The 18,667-nt window shown below is 37.8% G+C and carries 19 protein-coding genes and 1 pseudogene; 14 read left to right on the top strand and 6 right to left on the bottom strand.

Annotation, left to right across the window (positions count from 1 at the left end; genetic code table 11):
* Window positions 1–112: 112 nt before the first annotated feature.
* The 6 genes from HMPREF0027_RS09235 to galE all read right to left on the bottom strand — a co-directional run bounded on the left by HMPREF0027_RS09235 (window position 113) and on the right by galE (window position 8,555).
* Window positions 113–2,245 (bottom strand): TonB-dependent siderophore receptor, encoded by a 2,133-nt coding sequence (locus tag HMPREF0027_RS09235; RefSeq protein ID WP_005624550.1) that lies wholly within the window; start codon window positions 2,243–2,245, stop codon window positions 113–115.
* Between the two features lie 27 nt (window positions 2,246–2,272).
* Window positions 2,273–4,222 (bottom strand): Fe(3+)-hydroxamate ABC transporter permease FhuB, encoded by a 1,950-nt coding sequence (gene fhuB, locus HMPREF0027_RS09230; protein WP_005624548.1) that lies wholly within the window; start codon window positions 4,220–4,222, stop codon window positions 2,273–2,275.
* Complete coding sequence (locus HMPREF0027_RS09225) at window positions 4,222–5,103, bottom strand: ABC transporter substrate-binding protein (protein ID WP_005624547.1); 882 nt, start codon at window positions 5,101–5,103, stop codon at window positions 4,222–4,224. The genes fhuB and HMPREF0027_RS09225 overlap by 1 nt, the downstream gene beginning before the upstream one ends.
* On the bottom strand, window positions 5,100–5,867 hold the full coding sequence (locus HMPREF0027_RS09220) for an ABC transporter ATP-binding protein (protein ID WP_244261865.1): 768 nt from the start codon (window positions 5,865–5,867) through the stop codon (window positions 5,100–5,102). Before HMPREF0027_RS09220 ends, HMPREF0027_RS09225 begins: the two co-directional genes overlap by 4 nt.
* Window positions 5,868–6,118: 251 nt before the next feature.
* Complete coding sequence (locus tag HMPREF0027_RS09215; RefSeq protein ID WP_044024499.1) at window positions 6,119–7,402, bottom strand: AmpG family muropeptide MFS transporter; 1,284 nt, start codon at window positions 7,400–7,402, stop codon at window positions 6,119–6,121.
* Between the two features lie 136 nt (window positions 7,403–7,538).
* Entirely contained in the window at window positions 7,539–8,555 is a 1,017-nt protein-coding gene (gene galE / locus HMPREF0027_RS09210) for a UDP-glucose 4-epimerase GalE (protein WP_005624536.1), read from the bottom strand.
* 499 nt (window positions 8,556–9,054) lie between these two features.
* On the opposite strand from galE, the gene HMPREF0027_RS12770 reads away from it, so the two are divergent.
* From HMPREF0027_RS12770 to HMPREF0027_RS12740, 14 genes and pseudogenes are all read left to right on the top strand, one after another.
* Window positions 9,055–9,468 carry a polysaccharide pyruvyl transferase family protein gene (locus HMPREF0027_RS12770; RefSeq protein ID WP_005624533.1) on the top strand — a complete coding sequence of 138 codons (414 nt, stop codon included), beginning with the start codon at window positions 9,055–9,057 and terminating at the stop codon, window positions 9,466–9,468.
* Window positions 9,437–9,853 (top strand): hypothetical protein, encoded by a 417-nt coding sequence (locus HMPREF0027_RS12765; protein WP_005624530.1) that lies wholly within the window; start codon window positions 9,437–9,439, stop codon window positions 9,851–9,853. Before HMPREF0027_RS12770 ends, HMPREF0027_RS12765 begins: the two co-directional genes overlap by 32 nt.
* A gap of 69 nt (window positions 9,854–9,922) precedes the next feature.
* Window positions 9,923–10,081: a hypothetical protein gene (locus HMPREF0027_RS12760; protein ID WP_244261864.1), complete on the top strand. Its 159-nt coding sequence runs from the start codon at window positions 9,923–9,925 to the stop codon at window positions 10,079–10,081.
* Window positions 10,082–10,096: 15 nt separating this feature from the next.
* Window positions 10,097–11,041 (top strand): oligosaccharide flippase family protein, encoded by a 945-nt coding sequence (locus HMPREF0027_RS09200; RefSeq protein ID WP_276324241.1) that lies wholly within the window; start codon window positions 10,097–10,099, stop codon window positions 11,039–11,041.
* Between the two features lie 13 nt (window positions 11,042–11,054).
* Complete coding sequence (locus HMPREF0027_RS09195; protein WP_005624522.1) at window positions 11,055–11,948, top strand: glycosyltransferase family protein; 894 nt, start codon at window positions 11,055–11,057, stop codon at window positions 11,946–11,948.
* Window positions 11,949–11,974: 26 nt separating this feature from the next.
* Window positions 11,975–12,310, top strand: a complete 336-nt coding sequence (locus tag HMPREF0027_RS12755) for a hypothetical protein (RefSeq protein WP_044024498.1) — start codon at window positions 11,975–11,977, stop codon at window positions 12,308–12,310.
* On the top strand, window positions 12,199–12,933 hold the full coding sequence (locus HMPREF0027_RS11810; protein WP_244261875.1) for an EpsG family protein: 735 nt from the start codon (window positions 12,199–12,201) through the stop codon (window positions 12,931–12,933). Before HMPREF0027_RS12755 ends, HMPREF0027_RS11810 begins: the two co-directional genes overlap by 112 nt.
* A gap of 6 nt (window positions 12,934–12,939) precedes the next feature.
* On the top strand, window positions 12,940–13,581 hold the full coding sequence (locus tag HMPREF0027_RS12245; RefSeq protein WP_005624517.1) for a glycosyltransferase: 642 nt from the start codon (window positions 12,940–12,942) through the stop codon (window positions 13,579–13,581).
* Window positions 13,532–14,068: a glycosyltransferase gene (locus HMPREF0027_RS12240; protein WP_208853669.1), complete on the top strand. Its 537-nt coding sequence runs from the start codon at window positions 13,532–13,534 to the stop codon at window positions 14,066–14,068. The genes HMPREF0027_RS12245 and HMPREF0027_RS12240 overlap by 50 nt, the downstream gene beginning before the upstream one ends.
* Window position 14,069: 1 nt before the next feature.
* The gene (locus tag HMPREF0027_RS12750) at window positions 14,070–14,615 is read left to right on the top strand and encodes a hypothetical protein (RefSeq protein ID WP_005624512.1); all 546 of its coding nucleotides are present in this window, start codon (window positions 14,070–14,072) and stop codon (window positions 14,613–14,615) included.
* Window positions 14,616–14,729: 114 nt separating this feature from the next.
* Window positions 14,730–15,278, top strand: a complete 549-nt coding sequence (locus HMPREF0027_RS12745) for a sugar transferase (RefSeq protein ID WP_005624510.1) — start codon at window positions 14,730–14,732, stop codon at window positions 15,276–15,278.
* Between the two features lie 42 nt (window positions 15,279–15,320).
* Window positions 15,321–16,477, top strand: a pseudogene (locus HMPREF0027_RS09165) (polysaccharide export protein).
* A 27-nt stretch (window positions 16,478–16,504) separates the two neighbouring features.
* Window positions 16,505–18,124 carry a Wzz/FepE/Etk N-terminal domain-containing protein gene (locus tag HMPREF0027_RS09160; RefSeq protein WP_005624504.1) on the top strand — a complete coding sequence of 540 codons (1,620 nt, stop codon included), beginning with the start codon at window positions 16,505–16,507 and terminating at the stop codon, window positions 18,122–18,124.
* Window positions 18,125–18,132: 8 nt separating this feature from the next.
* A complete protein-coding gene (locus tag HMPREF0027_RS12740) occupies window positions 18,133–18,591 on the top strand; it encodes a tyrosine-protein kinase family protein (RefSeq protein ID WP_005624502.1) in 459 nt (152 codons plus the stop codon).
* Window positions 18,592–18,667: the final 76 nt, after the last annotated feature.

Raw genomic sequence — 18,667 nt, 5'->3', positions numbered from 1 at the left:
AAGCCTCTTGAAAATAAAAGATGAATGAATAAAAAAGCTAAGGCAGTAACCTTACCGATTACTGCCTTAAATTGCAAATGTTTTACTAAATTTGACCGCTTGTTATACGGAATTAGAATTCATAGCGTAAATTTAAGCGTGTATAGAATGGCTCACCGTAGCTATATTGGCTAAAGCTGAGGGCGTTACGATATTTTTTATCGAATAAGTTATCAATGTTAAGCTGTGCTGAGAAGTTGTCATTAAATTGATAACGAGCCATCAAATTCACTAAAGTGTAAGCTTTTTGACCATATTCGCCATAAGTAGCGTGTTTGGTATAAATTCTGCTTTGCCAGTTTACACCTGCTCCTACCGTTAAACCTTGCACTAAACGGTTCATATCGTAAGTTGCAAAGAATTTAAATTGTTTGCGTGGTTGAGTTGTGTTAATTGGGTTACCTGAAGCATCATCGCCTTTCCACTGAGTATATCCTGCATTGAGTTTTAATTTTTCAGTTACATTTCCAGATGCTTCTACTTCAAAGCCTCGAACTTTCGCACCTTTAGAGGCTGTGTAGTAGGCTAATAATGTATTAGGGTTAATACCGGCAGATTGAGCTAGATTATCTTGTCTTGTTTCAAATACGCTAATTTGAGTTTGCAAGTTGTCATTGAAATAACTCCCTTTCCAACCTGCTTCGTAGGTTTCGCCCGTAACAGGAGAGAGTAGTTTGTTATTGATGTCCACTTGACTTTGTGGTTTGAAAATATCGGTATAACTTACATAAACGGTATTTTGTGGATTAATATCAAAGGTTAATCCTGCATAAGGTGTCCAAACATCGTTAGCGTGGAAGTTTTGTGTTGAACCATAGAAAGTGCCTTCTGTGCGGTACGATGAAATACGAGAACCTAGAAGCATAGAAAGTCTATCTGTAAGACGTAAACGGGTAGAAACATACACCCCGAACTCTTTTAAGTTTTGGTAGTATTTTTCAGACATACTTCCCCAGTTTGGTCTAGCATAAATGCCATTCCAATTATTAAAGTCGAAAGCTCCGTCAAAGGTGCTGTTATCGGCAGCGTAGGAATTACGATGTGCTCGATTGTATTGAATACCGATTGCCGCATCGTGTTCTAATCCCCAAGCAGAGAATGAACCGGTAAGATCAAGCTGCACATTAGATTGTGTATTATCATTTTTAAATTTACCCGGCCAAGGCGACCAACCTAATCCATCTTGTCGATTAAGTGATGAGCCGCTGAAATAGAAAAGTTCTGAATTATGTTTGCCTACACGGTAATTGCCTTTTAATGCAAGTTCCCATTTTTCGCCTAGTTTTTGTGTAATATCGGCAAAATAGTTTACGGATTCATTATCCCAGTAAGCCCATTCCGGACTGGCATTTTTGCTTCTGCTCCAGTTAGTTTCACCACCATCGCTATAGAATGCTGGTAAACCACCCCAAAGTGCTGCATCACGTTTTTCTTTTTGATAGCTTACACCTAACCCAAGTTTGGTAGTGTCAGTTAAGTCTGCTTCAATATTGCCATAAAGCGTGGTGTAACGTTCTTTTTCATTTTTAATGAACGTATTACCGTTTTTATGCTCTGCAATAAAGCGGCCTCTTACTGATCCTGAATTATTCAATGCTTGGCTATGGTCAATCATTGTATTGAAATCAGCATAACGCCCGATTCCAGCTTCTAAAATAGTATAATAGGAAATGCTATTGGCTCGTTTACGAACAAGATTAACACTTGCAGAAGGATCGCCTGCCCCAGTAGTTAAGCCTGTAGCACCACGCACAACTTCTACTCGGTCGTATAACACGCTGTTGCCTGTATTTTCGCCCGTTGTCCATTGGTTATTTACTTTGAGATCCATACCATCTACCTTGACTTTATCAATCCCAAAACCACGAGCACTGAAAGAATAGCGTCCTCTGTCAAGTAAAGAAACAGAAACACCGTGAGTTGCTTCAAGTGCTTTGGCAATCGTATTAAGATTTTGATCTCTGATTTGTTGATGCGTTACAGCCGTTACGCTTTGTGGCGTGTCTTTCGCACTCAATGCCATTCCATTAGAGCCTTTGGCTTTTTTCTGTGCATAACGTCCAGTTTCTTCCGATGAGGCATTTGGCGTTTCGGCACTTACTTCTACGGTATCAAGATGAGTAACTGTTTCAGCGTAAGCTGTTGAGATAAACCCTATACCAGAACTGTATAAGGCAAGTTTTATCGCTTTAGATAGCGTGTTCATAATTTCTCCTAAGTAATGAATAAAAAATTATTTATGTTGTTTGAGTAACAGTAAGAAATAGATACCCCCGAGAATAGAGGCAATAATGCCTGCCCCAATCTCATAAGGGAAAATTAGATAACGCCCGAGCCAATCGGCAATGAGCATTAGCATTGCCCCTAATAATGCCGATATAGGGATCTGTTTCTCCGGTGTAATTGCACCTAAATTTTTAGCTAAATGAGGGGTCATTAGCCCAATGAAGCTCATTGGCCCTACCGCAAGTGTAGAGGCGGCACTCATTAGGGCAATTAAAAGTAATACAATCATTTGTACTTTTTTAACCTCTAACCCTAAATGGTAAGAAACGGTCTCGCCAAGTGAGATCAAACGTAAAGGTTTGATAAACAGTAAAGTGGCACTGATAAGTAGGATTGCAACAGATAATAAAATCCAAACTGTATTCGGATTAGCGTAATAGGTTGAGCCAGACAGCCAACTAATAACTGCCGTTAAACGAGGGCTGCCGCTTAGTTGAATAATAGCCATTAAGCCACTGACTAAAGCTCCAATAGCAACACCTGTAATCATTAACGCTGATGGTTGTAATTTACGAGAGAGCCACATAATAAGAGCGAGAACAGTCAAACTCCCTAATACACCAAATAACAAGAAGCCAATGCTAGATAATGTTGGGAAAAGTAAGAATGACAGTATTGCAGCAATAGTTGCCCCTGAACTCACACCTAATACTTCAGGGCTTGCCATTGGGTTTCTCGTTAAGATTTGTAATAGGCTACCACTTACCGCAAGCATTGCCCCTGTTGCTATCGCACTTAGACTACGAGGCAAGCGGTAGGAACTCATCAGGTTTTCATCAATGCTAATAGCCCAGCCATTCATTGTTGGAGCAATGATTTGTAATAGACAAAATAGGATAACTCCAGCGCATAACAACAATATTGGCAGTTTCCACGAATTGAGGCGTTTAACGGGGAAGTATGCTGTATTGCTTGCTTCAAATTGTGCTTTACGTTGGCGTAATACCAAGAAAATTAATAATGGTGCGCCTAGTGTTGCGGTAAATGCACCAACAGGTAGTAGAGTGTCGTAAATTCTGCTAACAATGCCGATGAGATTATTGGTAAAAAAGAGTAAAAATCCGCCCGCTAGAAAAGCAATCAAGAGGCGAAGTAATAAATGTCGTATTTTGGCAAAATGAGCCAAACTTGCACCTGCAAATCCAATAAAGCCAATCACACCTATTTTGCTTACAACCAATGCTGTAATGGCGGCACAAACAAAAATAACTAAGTAGCGTAGTAAATTAACAGGCGCGCCTAAGCGGCGAGCTTGTTCATCATCTAAACTTAAAATTGTGAGTGGACGAGAGAGTAAGACAAAGATAAAAAATGCAACTACTACCGTTATCGCTAAGGTAATAGAAGTTGCCCAACCATCTTGTAAAAGTGAGCCACTTCCCCAAACCATCACGCCAAATAAAAAATCAAAGTAGAAAAGGGTCAGTAAAGAGGCAATAGCTCCAAACAAAATATTAACAATCAATCCCCCTAAAATAAGGGTAAGGGGATTGAGCTTAGAGGCTTTAGCAATAAATAAAACCAGTATGATAGCAGCTAAAGAGCCAAGTAACGCAATCCAGAAACTAGAAAAAAGCTCGGCGGCTGGGAAAAAGATAACCGCAATCATCAATGCAAGTTGAGCCCCGCTACTGACGGCAAGTGTGCTATCTGACGCTAAATTATTTCTGACAATATGTTGTAAGCCACTGCTGGCTATAGCCAATAAACCGCCTGCTAAAAATGACGTTGTCATTTCAGGTAAAAGAGCTGCTTTTACCGCAGCTTGATTAATCGGCAATAAATCAACATTTATGAGTAGTAACTGCCACTCCCACTCCCAGACCATATTTAAACGGATAACAGCTGTTACTAAGGATAAAAGAATACAGCCAATCAATAAGAATGATGATTTCATTACTCTTTTTCTCCTTGTGTCATTGCATTGTGTAAAAACTCAGCAAAGTGCGAGATGGAATCAGCCCCACCAAAGAGCCAAACAGGCGGTAATACTTTCATACAACGGTTTTTACCAAATCCTAAACGTTGCCAAATGTAGCTATTTTCTAAATCTGCTTGCGTCATTTTAGAAAAAGGTGAGATGACAATTAAACAGGTGCGTTCGGGTAATTTAGCTAAATCACTCACAGGAATAAGTTTATTTCCCCAGCGATCTCCCACACCTAAATCAGCTTGTTTTAAGCCCATCAAATCAAAGGCTACACGGAACATTGAATTAGACGCATATATGCGTAACTCTCTCGGAGAGCCAAATTGAACAACAGAGTAGTAATCAATATCTGGATTACTGTTAAGGATTTCTTTCCCCCATTGAGCCAATGTTTGTTCAGTTTTCGTTAAATATGCTTCTGCCGCATTAGGGTTTTTAATCTCTGTTCCAATCATACGAGTGGCTTTTTGGTAAGTATGCCAATGTTGCTGAGGTTCAGTATTGCCACCATCAAATAGCACGTCTATTTGTGGAATTTCTTTCGGGTAAACAGAAGCCAAGTGAGCGTAGAAAAAGTTTGATAGCACCAATTCAACAGGAAGCTGTGCTAATAATTCGCGATTAGGCTGATAACGCGCTCCAATATCTAACACGCTATTAGGCTGAATAGGGCGGTGCGACCATAGCGGATAAATTCGCTTATCCCCCATCGCAATGGGCGGATTTCCCATTTCAGTAAGGGCAGAGGCAATAGACCAATCTGGTGTAAAAATATTAGGTTGAGCAAATGCGGTAGAAATTTGCAAAATAAAGAGAAAAATGAACCGCTTGTATTGCCTAAACATCATAATACCGCCACTTTATGTAAGCCTGCAGGGTGGTTAAACAAGTGCAGTTTTAGCCCGAAGATCTCAAGTAATTTCTGTTCTTGCATAATTTCATCAACAGAACCTTGAATACAGAGTTCGCCTTGCTTTAACGCAATAATTTCATCACAAAATTGGGAGGCAAGATTAATATCGTGAATAATGATAATGACAGTTAGACCTTGTTCATTCACTAGCTTGCGAATAAGCTGCATTACTTCAACTTGATAAACAATATCAAGGGCAGCCAATGGCTCATCTAGCAGTAAATAGGGTGTTTGTTGGGCTAAGCACATAGCAAGCCAAACTCGTTGTTTTTCTCCGCCTGATAGACTATTTACAGGCTGTTTAGCAAACTGAGTAACGGAGGTGCTTTCCATTGCTTGCTCAACAATTTGAACATCAAATTCTGTTGGTTTTTGTAGCCATTTTTGATATGGAAATCGCCCTAAAGCAACCAGTTCCTGCACTAAGAAATCTGCCGCTTCAGGTAAACGTTGTGGTAAATAGGCAATATGTTTTGCCGCTGCTTTGGTAGAAAGCTGATGAAGTGGTAATCCATCGACTAAAATTGAACCGCTGGTAGGCGTTATATCTCCGCTTAGTAAACGCATTAACGTTGATTTACCCGAGCCGTTATGGCCTATTACGCCATATAAACGCCCCTTGCTTAAATTGAGGGAAATATTGCTTAGCAGTTTACGGTTTTGTTCAACAGAGTAGCTAATGGAATTTATTTGAATCATAGTGTTGTGTTTTAAGAGCATAAAAAGGTGGGATTACCCCACCAAATCAATCAAAATGAAAATGAGTAGATAAAAATCTATTATGAAAACGATGCTAAACATATTTTTATTATAAATAAAAGTCAATATCATTTAGTTTTAGGTGAGGGTAAATTTTAGGATAAATAAAAAATAACCGACTAAATTACTAGGTAATTCAATCGGTTATAAGTGGTCGGATATTTAATAAAAAATCTTATTTTTATGAATAGCTATTCAGCTTGTCCCCAAGGAGCAACCTTAAACAACATTAGCATTCCCGGAATACCAATAAAGAAACAGAGCCAGAAGAATTGGTAATAGCCCATCATTTCCACTAAATGCCCTGTGTATGCCCCTAACATTTTGCTTGGTAGGGCAGCAAGGCTGGTGAAAATGGCGAGCTGCATTGCAGTGTAAGCGGGATTAGTTTCACGAGCCATAAAGGCAACGAAAGCCGCTGTGCCTAAACCCACGCCCAGATATTCACCTGCCATCACTAAGCCTAATTTCCAAAGCTCGGCAGCTCCAATGCTTTCGGTAGGGAAATGCTCAAAACTGGCAAGGTAAGCGAAGCCTAAAATAGTAATTAATTGTACAAATCCGAACAGCCATAAGGCTCGGTTAACGCCCAATTTCAACATTGCCACGCCACCAATAATACCGCCGCCAATGCTGCACCAAAGTGAAGTTATTTTCACAATGCCGGCAATGTGCGATTTAGTAAAACCCATATCCAAAATAAATTTGGTTTGTAGCGTAGTTGCAAGGGAATCGCCTAATTTATATAGGAAAATAAATAGAATCAGCCCAATCGCTCCTGCCACGCCTTTACGGGTGAAAAACTCTTTGAACGGATCGACAAACGCCGTATAAAACGGTTTACTACGGTCAATCGGTTTACTTTGCGGCTCATCTGCAAAGAGCGTTACCAATAGGCAAGGCAACATAAAGGCGGCGGTAATAAGAAATACCGTTTGCCATGGATAATGATCCGCCAAGAAAAGCGATAAACCGCCCGGTATTAGACCGGCGATACGATAAGCGTTCACATGAATGGAATTGCCTAAGCCCAATTCATTGTCCGATAAAATTTCTCGACGGTAAGCGTCCACCACAATATCTTGAGTGGCAGACAGAAAGGCTAAAATTACTGAAAGCACGGTAATAATACCGATATCCGCTACCGGATCAAAAAAGCCAAAACTGGCTAGAATTGCCAATAAGCCTAATTGAGAAAGAAAAATCCAACTGCGGCGGCGACCTAAAAACGGTGGAAAATAGCGATCCAATAATGCTGCCCACAAGAATTTCCACGTATAGGGCAATGAGGTTAAAGTAAAGGCGGCGATGGTTTTAATATCAAGATTTGCTGAGGTAAACCAAGCCGGCATTAATTGGATAAGGACAAATAAAGGTAAGCCAGAACAAAAACCGGTATAAATACAAAGCAACATATTTTTGGTAAAAATTTGTCGCCAAATTGAGGTCTGAGGGGCTGAATGAGAAGCGGTCATTTTTTCCTTTTCTTTTACAAATAGATGAGAATTCGCCAACTTGTGTTAGCTTAATTATCAGGCATCATAACAGAAAACCTCAAAGATAAAAAAGGCACAAACGTAAACGCTTGTGCCTTCATATTCCTAAAAATAATTAGCCTTTATAACCATTCGGGTTATTTTTTTGCCAATTCCAAGTATCTTTCATCATTTGCTCTAAACCACGTTCGGTTTTCCAACCTAATTCTTTTAACGCTTTAGACGGTTCAGAATAGCAAACCGCAATATCCCCTGGACGGCGATCAACTAATTTATAAGGTACTTTGATGTCATTTGCCGTTTCAAACGCTTTTACCATATCCAGCACAGAATAACCCGTTCCTGTACCTAAATTATAAACATGGAAACCGGCATCGCCTTGGTGTTTATTCAACGCTTTTAAATGTCCTAACGCTAGGTCTACCACGTGGATATAGTCACGTATACCAGTGCCATCGTGTGTTTCATAATCGCTACCGAATACTGAAAGTTCTTTTAATTTACCGACTGCAACTTGGCTAATATAAGGCAATAAGTTATTTGGGATACCGTTCGGATCTTCACCGATTAAACCACTTTCATGCGCCCCTACCGGATTGAAATAACGTAACACTACCGCACTTAATTGTGGGAACGCTTTTACTGTATCTTCCAATACTCGCTCAACCATATATTTTGATGTGCCGTATGGATTTGTCGTACCACCAACCGGACAAGATTCTACGATCGGAATAATTTGCGGATCACCGTAAACTGTTGCAGATGAACTGAATACAATCGTATTCACACCTGCCGCTAACATTTCTTCGACTAAAACGATAGACCCCGTTACATTATTTTGATAGTAACGTAGTGGCTCACGCACACTTTCACCTACCGCTTTTAAACCTGCAAAGTGGATAACAGATTCAATTTTATTTTCTGCAAAAATTTTACGTAAAATATCACGGTCTAAAATATCGCCTTGATAAAAAGTTACCGTTTTTCCTGTGATCTGTTTTACACGTTCCAAAGAAACTTCGCTGGAATTAGATAAATTATCTAACACGACAATTTCACGATTTGCATTTAATAATTCAACGAGCGTATGCGAACCGATATAACCCGCACCACCAGTCACTAAAATAGCCATATAGCCCCCTCAGTTAAGTATCAATAGTTTTCTATTATACTCGTTTTAAGATAACAGTGAACAAGCTTCACATAGGTTTACGTCCGGCTTTTCACTTGTTATTTAAAGAAATAATATTTTGTATTATGAAATTTTAAAAAAGTTCCATATTAACAACATATAAGACCACTATTTATATTTTATATGACATGTTAGACCTCTACCGCTATTGATTATCATATAAATATCACTCTATAATAAATTTAACTATATTTATTCGCTATAATACATTACACAAGTTAACAGATTTTAAAAAATTACTGCCACATAAAACTCAGCAGTATATTTGTATATTTCGCTAAAACAGACGAATAACATTTACCCCAATTTAGATAAACAGCCTATAAATAATGGCTTTTACACCAAAAGAATACTCAACAGAAGATAAAAAAATACATTTGTAGTTTTTAATACAACTAGCGAGTAAATCTACTAATTAATAAATATTACAGGGGTCTTTATGTCTAATTTACATACTATTTTTAAAGCATTATCTGAATCTCAACAAGGAAACATTTTTTACTATCCTAATGGAGGGAATGCAGGTGATGCGCTGATATATATGGGCTTTTATACTTTAGCACAACAATTTAACCTGAAGTTTTCTTTAATCTCTCAGGACAAAATCAGTCAATTAAAAGATAACGACATTGTATTAATTGGCGGTGGTGGTTGTTTAGTTCCTGAATGGAATTCAACTCCAAATTTTTTAAAAGCATTAATCAACTTAAACCTAAAGTTAATTATTTTACCGCATTCTATTCGTGGCATTGATGAATTAATTTCAAATTTACCGGAAGATAGCATTATCTTTTGTCGAGAAAAATATAGTTATAAATTCAATGAAAATTTTGACAAGCAACCCTCATTTTAAAATTAAATTAACGAGTAAAAATATTATTCGTAAAATATTGATCAATTTCCACCGCTTACGTTTACTATTTACCTCTCAAATTAATGCTATGCGCACCGATAAAGAGAGTAATCAAAATTTAAATGTAAAAAGAAGCTTGGCTAATGACTTATCACTTGTTGCTAGTTTTGGAACTGACAATTATCAAGCTTCACTCTATAGCGCTAAACAATTTTTAAAACTCATTGATTTATACGAAGAAGTTAAAACCGATAGATTACATGTAGCAGTCGGTGCTTATCTGCTAAATAAAAAATTAAGCATTTATAACAATGGATACTATAAATGCAAGGGCGTATATGAACAAAGTATGTCCCACTCTAATAACGTGACATTTATTGAATAAGAATGAAAAAAAGTATTTTTCCTCCTTTTACTAAAAGCGATTGGTGCGGGATCATCATTACTGCTAGGTATGGCAATATCCCGATATTTCGGGATGGATGTGTTAGGTCAATATGGGTTAGTAACCACCTATATTTTGATCCTTTCATTAATTGCCAACTGGGGGAATTATGTTCACATTATTGAGTTTAACCAACGAACCATTAGCCCGAAATTCCTCGGTTTTTGAACATTAACTTCATGCTTGATTACCGCCTTTTCCGTTTGGCTGTTTCAGTTTGAATTCGGGCTTTGGTATATAGGATTTGTAGTGCTGTTCTACTCTTTTTTCTACTGTAAATCCTCGATTTTTATCGTAAACCAGATGCAGTATCCCAATACTTCGATTGATGACGGGTTACGTTATTTGTTACCACTAATTTTTATCTTGGTATTTAGCTATTTTATAGAAGACGTAAATTTCTTCTGGTTATATTTTTATGCCACTTTCGTACTCTTTTTATTTGCTGCGTGCTTAACGAAAAAATATGTAAAAAATGACACGAAATCGACCGCTTATCACTATAAAGATTTGTTGCAATACGGTGCAATTCCTACATTATCGGCACTTTTCGTGCTACTGAATGCACAATTTGACCGTATTATTTTGTCTTACTTTGTTGATGATAAAGCCGTGGGGATCTATGTCATTTGTTACCGTTTTATGGCGTTAATTTCTTACTTTTCCGCCTCGGTAATGGCGGTAGTAACACCAAATATCGTCAATTTATATAAACAACAGGAATATACGAAACTTTATAGCTACACTAAAAAATACACGATTTTCTTATGCTTATTTAGTTTCTCAATTGTCGCAGTAAGTGCGGTGATTGGTGATTTCTTGTTTTATCTTTACGGTGTTGAAAATACATACGAAGGATATGTTTCATTACTGATTTTAATGCTGGGAGTATCACTTTCTCAAATATGGGGATTTGGAATGACACTCGCCAGCTATATGGAAAATAAAAAGATATTATTGAAATATCAAGCCGTTGTTTTCTGTATTAGCGCTCTCTTATGCGTATTCTTAGCTCATCTATACGGCATTATCGGTGCAGCAATTTCCACTGCACTAGGCGTTAATATGATTAAAGCCTTAGTGTGGAATTATTATCGAAGAGAAAATACTAAGCTTGGCATTATTTAGGTGGTAATAACCATTGAAAATCGGCATTACGTTAAAAAGGCAGGCCTATACCCCAGAGGCCTTCGCTTATAAAGAATATTTAACTAAACGCAATCATTTAGTTCAGTTAGATTACGAAGAAAACTTAGCTCCCGATAATGATATTAATATCTATTTCTTGGGAATGCGCCCTTTTTGGAAACGATATGCGCCACAATCGGTATTAGAAGTGCATGAATATCAAAGCCTTTCTATGCCTAAATATTCCAGCATAAAAAATTTCATTAAAAAACGTGCTAATACAAAGCCCCAAGGGCGCATATTTCTTAATGAAATTGTAAAAAAAGAGTTCGGTTTCTGCGATAACCTTCCTTACATATATCGGGATATGGGGATTGATTCCGCCTTATTTCAGAGTCCAAATCCGCATCCCGAATATGATGTGGTTTACGCCGGATCAATTATTGGAAGAACAGGCTTAATACAAAGTCTGGTAAATCTTGCCAAATACTACAAAGTGGTAGTGGTTGGTGAAGTTGATAATGAAACCTATGCGATTTTAAAAACCTCAGGTATCAATATGACCGGTAAAGTCAACCGAACTGACTTGCCGCAAATTTATGCTAATGCACGTTTTGGATTAAATTACACACCTGATGTGTATCCGTTTAATATTCAAACTAGCACAAAAACATTGGAATATTTAGCGTCAGGATTACGCTTGATTTCAAATCGTTATTACTGGGTTGAAGAATTTTGTAAAAAAATTGGCTACGAACCAATTTGGCTTGAAAACATAAATGCTAAGCAATGTGATTTATCACTCGATAAATATCATCGCATAGATATGTCTATGTATTCTTGGGAAGCAATTCTAGACAATTGTCATTTTACAGAATTTTTGACCAACATTTTAGAAAGTAAATAATAAGTATTTATGTTTATTGGTATATTTTGGCAACTATTGTTGTCATGAACCTCATAAACCTTCCTAAAAATAAAGGTGGAGAAATTTTCTTATTAATTTTCTCCGCATTTATCTTTATTTTTATTGGCGGTCGTTTTGAAGTCGCCGGTTTATCAGAATATGGATATGGATTTTTTAACTGGTTAGCCCATCAATTAAATTATTCGATTTCATTTGTTAACTTTGTTTGTGCGTTCTGTTTGATAATAGGATTTTATCAATTATCACGCCAATTCAAGCATCTGTTCCTAGCATTTCTGATTGCATTCTCTTATACCATTATTGCCGTAGGTATGAGGTATACCGTCAATCTGCCGCAATAGGTCTAGTATGTTATGCATTTTCAACCTTATTTGCACCAAATCCGAAGAAATGGAAATTTTTCGTATGGATTGCCCTTGCCTATTTATTTCATAAATCCGCAATTATTTTTCTCGCATTTTTACCATTAATTAACTCGGAATTTTATAAGAATAAAATGTTTTATTTATATTCTTTATTCGTCATTCTTTTCTCGTTTTATATCATTTATATGATTTCACAAGGAGAAAGTGCATATACCTCTGGTGAATTATCCTCAGCAGGTGCGGTATTTAGGATAGCACTCCACTTATTACCTATTGTCGTTTATTTATGGCAACGACATATTTTTGTGGAAAGCTACCCAAATACCTATCGTTTATTAGATTTAATATGTATTTTAATTCTAATATTTTTACCCGTTAGCTTTGTTTATTCAACCATTGCTGACCGTTTTAATCTTTATTTTTTTATTTTCGACATCGCTGTCTTCGGAAGATTTTTTGAATATTTAAAATCCTTTGAATTAAAAGCATTATTTTTAATTGCTCTAATTATTGAAAATACCATGCTGTTTTTCATTTGGATAAATTATTCGCCTTATGCTTTATGCTGTTTCGATTACAGAAATGTTCTATTTATGTAGCTTATTATGAAAAAGATCGTACTTATCGGCAATGTTGCCTCCATGATTACTAATTTCCGTAAAGAATTAGTCATTGAATTAGTGAGTAGAGGCTATAAAGTTTACTGTTATGCCTATGGCTATACGGAAAAGGAACAAAAAGAAGTCAGCGGTTGGGGAGCAATTCCTAAAGCGCATTTTATTAATCCAAAAGGCATGAACCCAGTTAAAGATTTAAAAGCGGTTTATCTACTTATGAAAGAATTAAAACAGCTTCAACCTGATATCGTCTTCAGCACCTTTATCAAACCGGTTATTTTTGGTTCTTTAGCTGCAAAACTTGCTCAAGTACCTAAAGTGATCGGTATGATTGAAGGCTTAGGTAATGCGTTTACACCTTATAAAGAAGGAAAAACACGAAAAGCGAAGATTGTGCAAGCAATCCAAGTCTTGCTTTATAAAATTTCTCTCCCCTTCTTGGATAAACTTATTTTCTTAAATCCGGATGATAAAAAAGATTTAATCGATACTTACCGTATTTCGACAAAATCTACCGCCATTCTAGGAGGGAATGGATCTGGAACGATTTGGTTATCAAGAAGTAGATATCACAAAAGAAGTGTCTTTCTTATTTATCTCTCGCCTATTAAAAGAAAAAGGAATTTTTGAATATCTTGAAGCGGCAAAAAAAATCAAAGCGGAATATCCAACTACACGCTTCACTATTATTGGTGGCTTTGATGAAGGTAACCCTTTTGCAATATCAAAAGATGCATTGGACGATTATATCAAACACGGTGTTATCGAATATCTTGGTTATGTAGATAACGTCCCGAAAGTGATTGCTAACAATTCGATATTCGTATTGCCATCCTATCGAGAAGGCGTGCCAAGAAGTACTCAAGAGGCAATGGCAATCGGTCGAGCTGTTATTACAACAGATGTACCGGGATGCCGAGAAACTGTTGCAGATCATAAAAACGGTTTACTGGTACCGGTATATTCGGTGAATGAGCTTGCACAAGCTATGCGCTATTTCATTGAAAACAAACAGGAAATTCTCAATATGGGCATTGAGAGCCGCAAAATGGCCGAACAAAAATTTGATATTGCCAAAGTCAACGACAAACTGATTTCTATTCTAGAGGAGAGCTAAGATGAGATTTATTATTTGTGGCGTAATTGCCATTTTTCTACCTGCATTCATATTAAATATATTTGCCGATTTACCGGAAGGTTTTATTTCGCACAGTATTTTTATCGGTGCAGTGTGCTATGTATTCCACTTATTACTTTCACATAAATTATCAAATTACCCAGGTAAACATGAGAATCTCATTTTATTACCAAGCGTAATCGTAACCTATAGCTTTAGTTTAGTTGTCATCACTTTATTCCAAGTAACTTATTCTGTTGCTTATTTTGTTTGGCATATCCTATTAGTGATTTGTTTAGATTATTGGTCAAACCGAATGAAATATAGCGGTCCAAATCCGACTATTCACTATATTCCGTTAGGTAAAGCCAAAAATCTTGAACAAATCCCAAATGTAAATTTGGTAAAACTCGAAGAGCCGAATCAAGTCGTTTCAAATATACAAACACTTGTTGCAGACCTGTACTCACCAAAATTAACCGATGAGTGGGAGCGTTTTATCTCAAAACAAACTCTAGCAGGTGTTGATACTTATAACGTGCGCTAGATCCGCGAATCACTTACCGGACGTAATAAAATTACTCATATGTATGAAAATGACCTTGGTTCACTTCAACCTTCAGTAGCCTATTTAAGAACCAAGTAGTTTATTGATTCGGTATTGGTTTTACTTAGCTTTCCAATCGTCTTACCGGTAATGCTGATTACCGCTATTCTGATTAAATTAGAAAGCGAAGGACCGGTACTATTTATTCAAAAACGTATTGGTCAGAAAGGCGAAGAATTTAGTATTTATAAATTCCGCAGTATGTGTAAAGACTCTGAGAAAGACGGTGCGAAATTGGCAAGCGTTGGTGATATGCGAGTTACTCGGGTCGGTAAATTTATTCGTAAAACACGTATTGATGAATTACCGCAATTTTTCAATGTACTTAAGGGTGATATGGCATTAATCGGCCCTCGTCCGGGACAAAAAGCATTTGTGGAACAATTCGACCAAAATATTCCGTTTTATAGCTATCGTCATATCGTAAAACAGGGTATTACCGGCTGGGCGCAAGTAACGCACGGCTATGCTGCAACCAAAGATGAAACGCAAGTAAAAATTGAACATGACTTCTACTATATTAGACATTTCTCTTTTGCACTTGACGTATTAATTTTCTTTAAGACGATCCAAACCATGTTAACCGGTTTCGGTGCCCGCTAAGCGGTCTGTTTTCGACTCTTTTTTACAAAGAGTATTGTATTTATGAATAGATTAGTAAAAAAACTCTCAATTCTTACCGCTTCTTTAGCATTGGCGAGTTGCTCTCTTTTTCCGAGTAGTTATTCTCCGATTCGTTATAAAAATGTAGAAGTAAAGGGTGAAGTCTTGATGTCGATAAAGCGGTTGATGCTTATCTGATTACCCCGCAATTATTGAAAGAACTCGCACCTTTCAAGGCCAGCGCACAGAACAATCCCACATTGGATCAGCAAATCAAGGCTTATCAATATCACGTCGGGATCGGTGACGTATTAAATGTTACCGTTTGGGATCACCCTGAGCTAACCACACCGGCAGGAACTTATCGTTCGGCAGCGGATAGCGGTAACCAAGTCTATGCTAACGGTACAATTTTTTATCCTTATGTCGGCACAATTAAAGTAAAGGGCTTAACCGTGAACCAAATTCGAGATCGCATCACTAGCCGCCTTGCCTCTTATATTATGGAGCCGCAAGTGGAAGTGACGGTAGCTTCTTTCCAATCTAAAAAAGCTTACGTCACCGGAGAAGTAAAAAATCCGGGGCAACAATTTATCAGCAATGTGCCTTTAACACTGCTTGATGCGATTAATAAGGCTGGCGGACTTTCTACCGATGCAGATTGGAATAACGTCACAATTACTCATCGTGGACAAGATGAAATTGTATCAGTAGAAGCTCTGTTACAGAAAGGCGATCTTACGCAAAATCGCTTGCTCACAGACGACGATATTATTCATATCCCGCGTAATGACGCACAAAAAGTATTTGTTATCGGCGAGGTACAAGCGCCGCAGTTATTAAAAATCGGACGTAATGGCATGAGCCTTACTGAAGCGATTTCTGCTAGCGGCGGCATTGATAAGCTCGCTGCCGATGCAACGGATATTTTCCTTATCCGTGGAGAACGAGGTACAAAACAAGTGGTTGAAGATAATAACGGCAACCAAATTGAAAAAGTGGCAAATATCTACCAGTTAGACGTAACCAATCCGACTTCTTATATTTTAGGTACCGAGTTCTTCCTGAAACCATACGATGTCGTTTATGTTACAACAGCACCTCTTACCCGCTGGAACCGTGTGATCACTCAAGTATTACCGACAATTACCGGCTTTAACGATTTAACCGAAGGTACGCTTCGTATTAAGAATTGGTAATCAAACCTCAATCGAAAAGGTAATGGAATGAATAATAAAGACGTTAAAAATGATGAGATCGATTTAATGCAATTCATCAATGTATTACTTGATAATAAGTATCTGCTCCTATTCTGCACCGTTGTTTGTGCCGCATTAGGCTTAAGTTACAGTATTCTTTCTACACCTGTTTATACTGCGAATGCGGTTGTGCAGGTTGATGAAAAGAAGTCGGGTAATATTTTAAAAGAATTGTCCGACGGTTTTACCCAAGAGTCTTCGCCAAATACTGAAATCGAGGTGATTAAATCTCGCTTGGTGCTGGCAAAAACCGTGGAAGATCTCAATCTGACAACAGAAGTAAAACCGATACGCTCAATTCCTTTTATCAGCAAAGGGCTTGAGAATCTTTCTGGTTATACGCCGGATATTTTGGTTGCCGAATTTGTGCCAGAAAATGAGAACTTGGAAGAATTAGTACTCGAGGTCGGAGCAAATAAGGGGGAATATAGCCTTTATCACAAAGATGGCGAAACGCTAATTTTAGAGGGATTGGTTAATCGTTCTTACGCTAACGATCAACTTAAATTTAAAGTGTCTATCTTGCACGGCAATGCAGGACAACGCTTTAGTTTGAAAAAGATCGCAGAACTGGCGGCAATTGAAAGATTGCAACAACGTTTACACATTAATGAAAAAGGTAAACAAACCGGTGTGATCGAAATTGCGATCCGAGGTGAAAGCCAGCGTGATATCAAAAATATCATAAAAAGTGTTTCCGAAAGTTATGTGCAACAAAATGCGCATAAAAATGCGGCAGAAGCCTCTAAAAGCTTAGAGCTACTGCAAAATCGCTTACCGGAAGTAAGAGAAAAATTAGTCGAAGCGGAAAACAGTCTGAATAAGTATAAAGAAGACAATAGCTCTATCGACTTAGATTTAGAAGCTAAGTCTTATTTAGACCGCTTGGTACGTATTGATGCAGATTTAAACGCCTTAACCATTAAAGAAGGCGAGATTGCTCAGAAGTTTACTAAACGCCACCCGACTTACGTTGCCTTGCTAAACCAGAAAAAAACCTTATATGATGAAAAAGCTAAAATCACTAAGGAAATGGAAAATTTACCGGCAACCCAACGAGATATGGTGAGATTAAACCGTGAGCTTGGAGTGGATCAGCAAATCTATATGCAGCTTTCTAATAAATTGCAGGAGTTGGATGTAGTTAGAGCCGGTGCGGTCGAAAATGCTCGTATTTTAGATGCGGCTCAAGTGCTACCGAATCCAAGCGTATTAAGCAAAGCGGTTTCAACATTACTATCCGGATTTTTAGGATTCATATTAGGACTTATCATCTCGTTAATTAAAGCGCTATTTAACCGTACAATTCAATCACCGGCTATGGCGAAAAAATTAGGGCTAACCGCTTATACCAGCATACCGAATAGCAAAAAGCAGCCGAACTTTTCATTTGATAAGTTCAAGCAAGGGCGCTTAAATATAAATAATGCGAAATTATTATCGGAAAATGTACCGACAGATGCAGCGCTTGAAGCGTTACGAGGCTTGCGAGCAGATATTCACTTCGCTATGCAAGAGGCGAAAAATAAGGTGTTAATGGTTTCAAGTGCTTCATATGACACCGGCAATACCTTTCAACCAACCTAGCCAATATCGTGGCGAAATCAGGCAAAAAAGTTTTACTTATTGATTTCGATACACGTTATAGCTATTTAGACAAAATGTTTGATACCGAAAATAAAAATGGTATTGGTGAAGCCTTAACTCAATCATTACCCTTTGAATCTGTCGTCAACCCTGCGGCTAACGCGCATTTTGATATGATCTCAAAAGGTAAAATCACGGAAAATCTCTCTGAATATTTACTCGGCGAACGTTTCCAACAACTTCTATCGTGGGCAAATACACATTATGACTTAGTCATTATTGATACACCGCCGGTATTGAGTTCAAATGATGCAGCAATTATCGGCCAGCTATGCTGGCACTGCGATCCTAGTCGGCAAATTTGGCGAAACGACTCGTCCAGAGTTAGAAGCGACACTCCAGCATTTTGCGAGAACAGGCGTGAAACTCAATGGTTTTGTACTAAACTGCACAAAACCGACCGCTAATAATCGCTATCTATAACCGATACAAAAAAGCCATCCTATCTGATCTGCCCCCCAAAAGTTGGACTAACCTCTAACA

Source organism: Actinobacillus ureae ATCC 25976, from assembly GCF_000188255.1.
Classification (GTDB): domain Bacteria; phylum Pseudomonadota; class Gammaproteobacteria; order Enterobacterales; family Pasteurellaceae; genus Actinobacillus; species Actinobacillus ureae.
The sequence above is the reverse complement of the archived record's forward strand: the minus strand, read 5'-3'. Positions and strand labels throughout refer to the sequence as shown.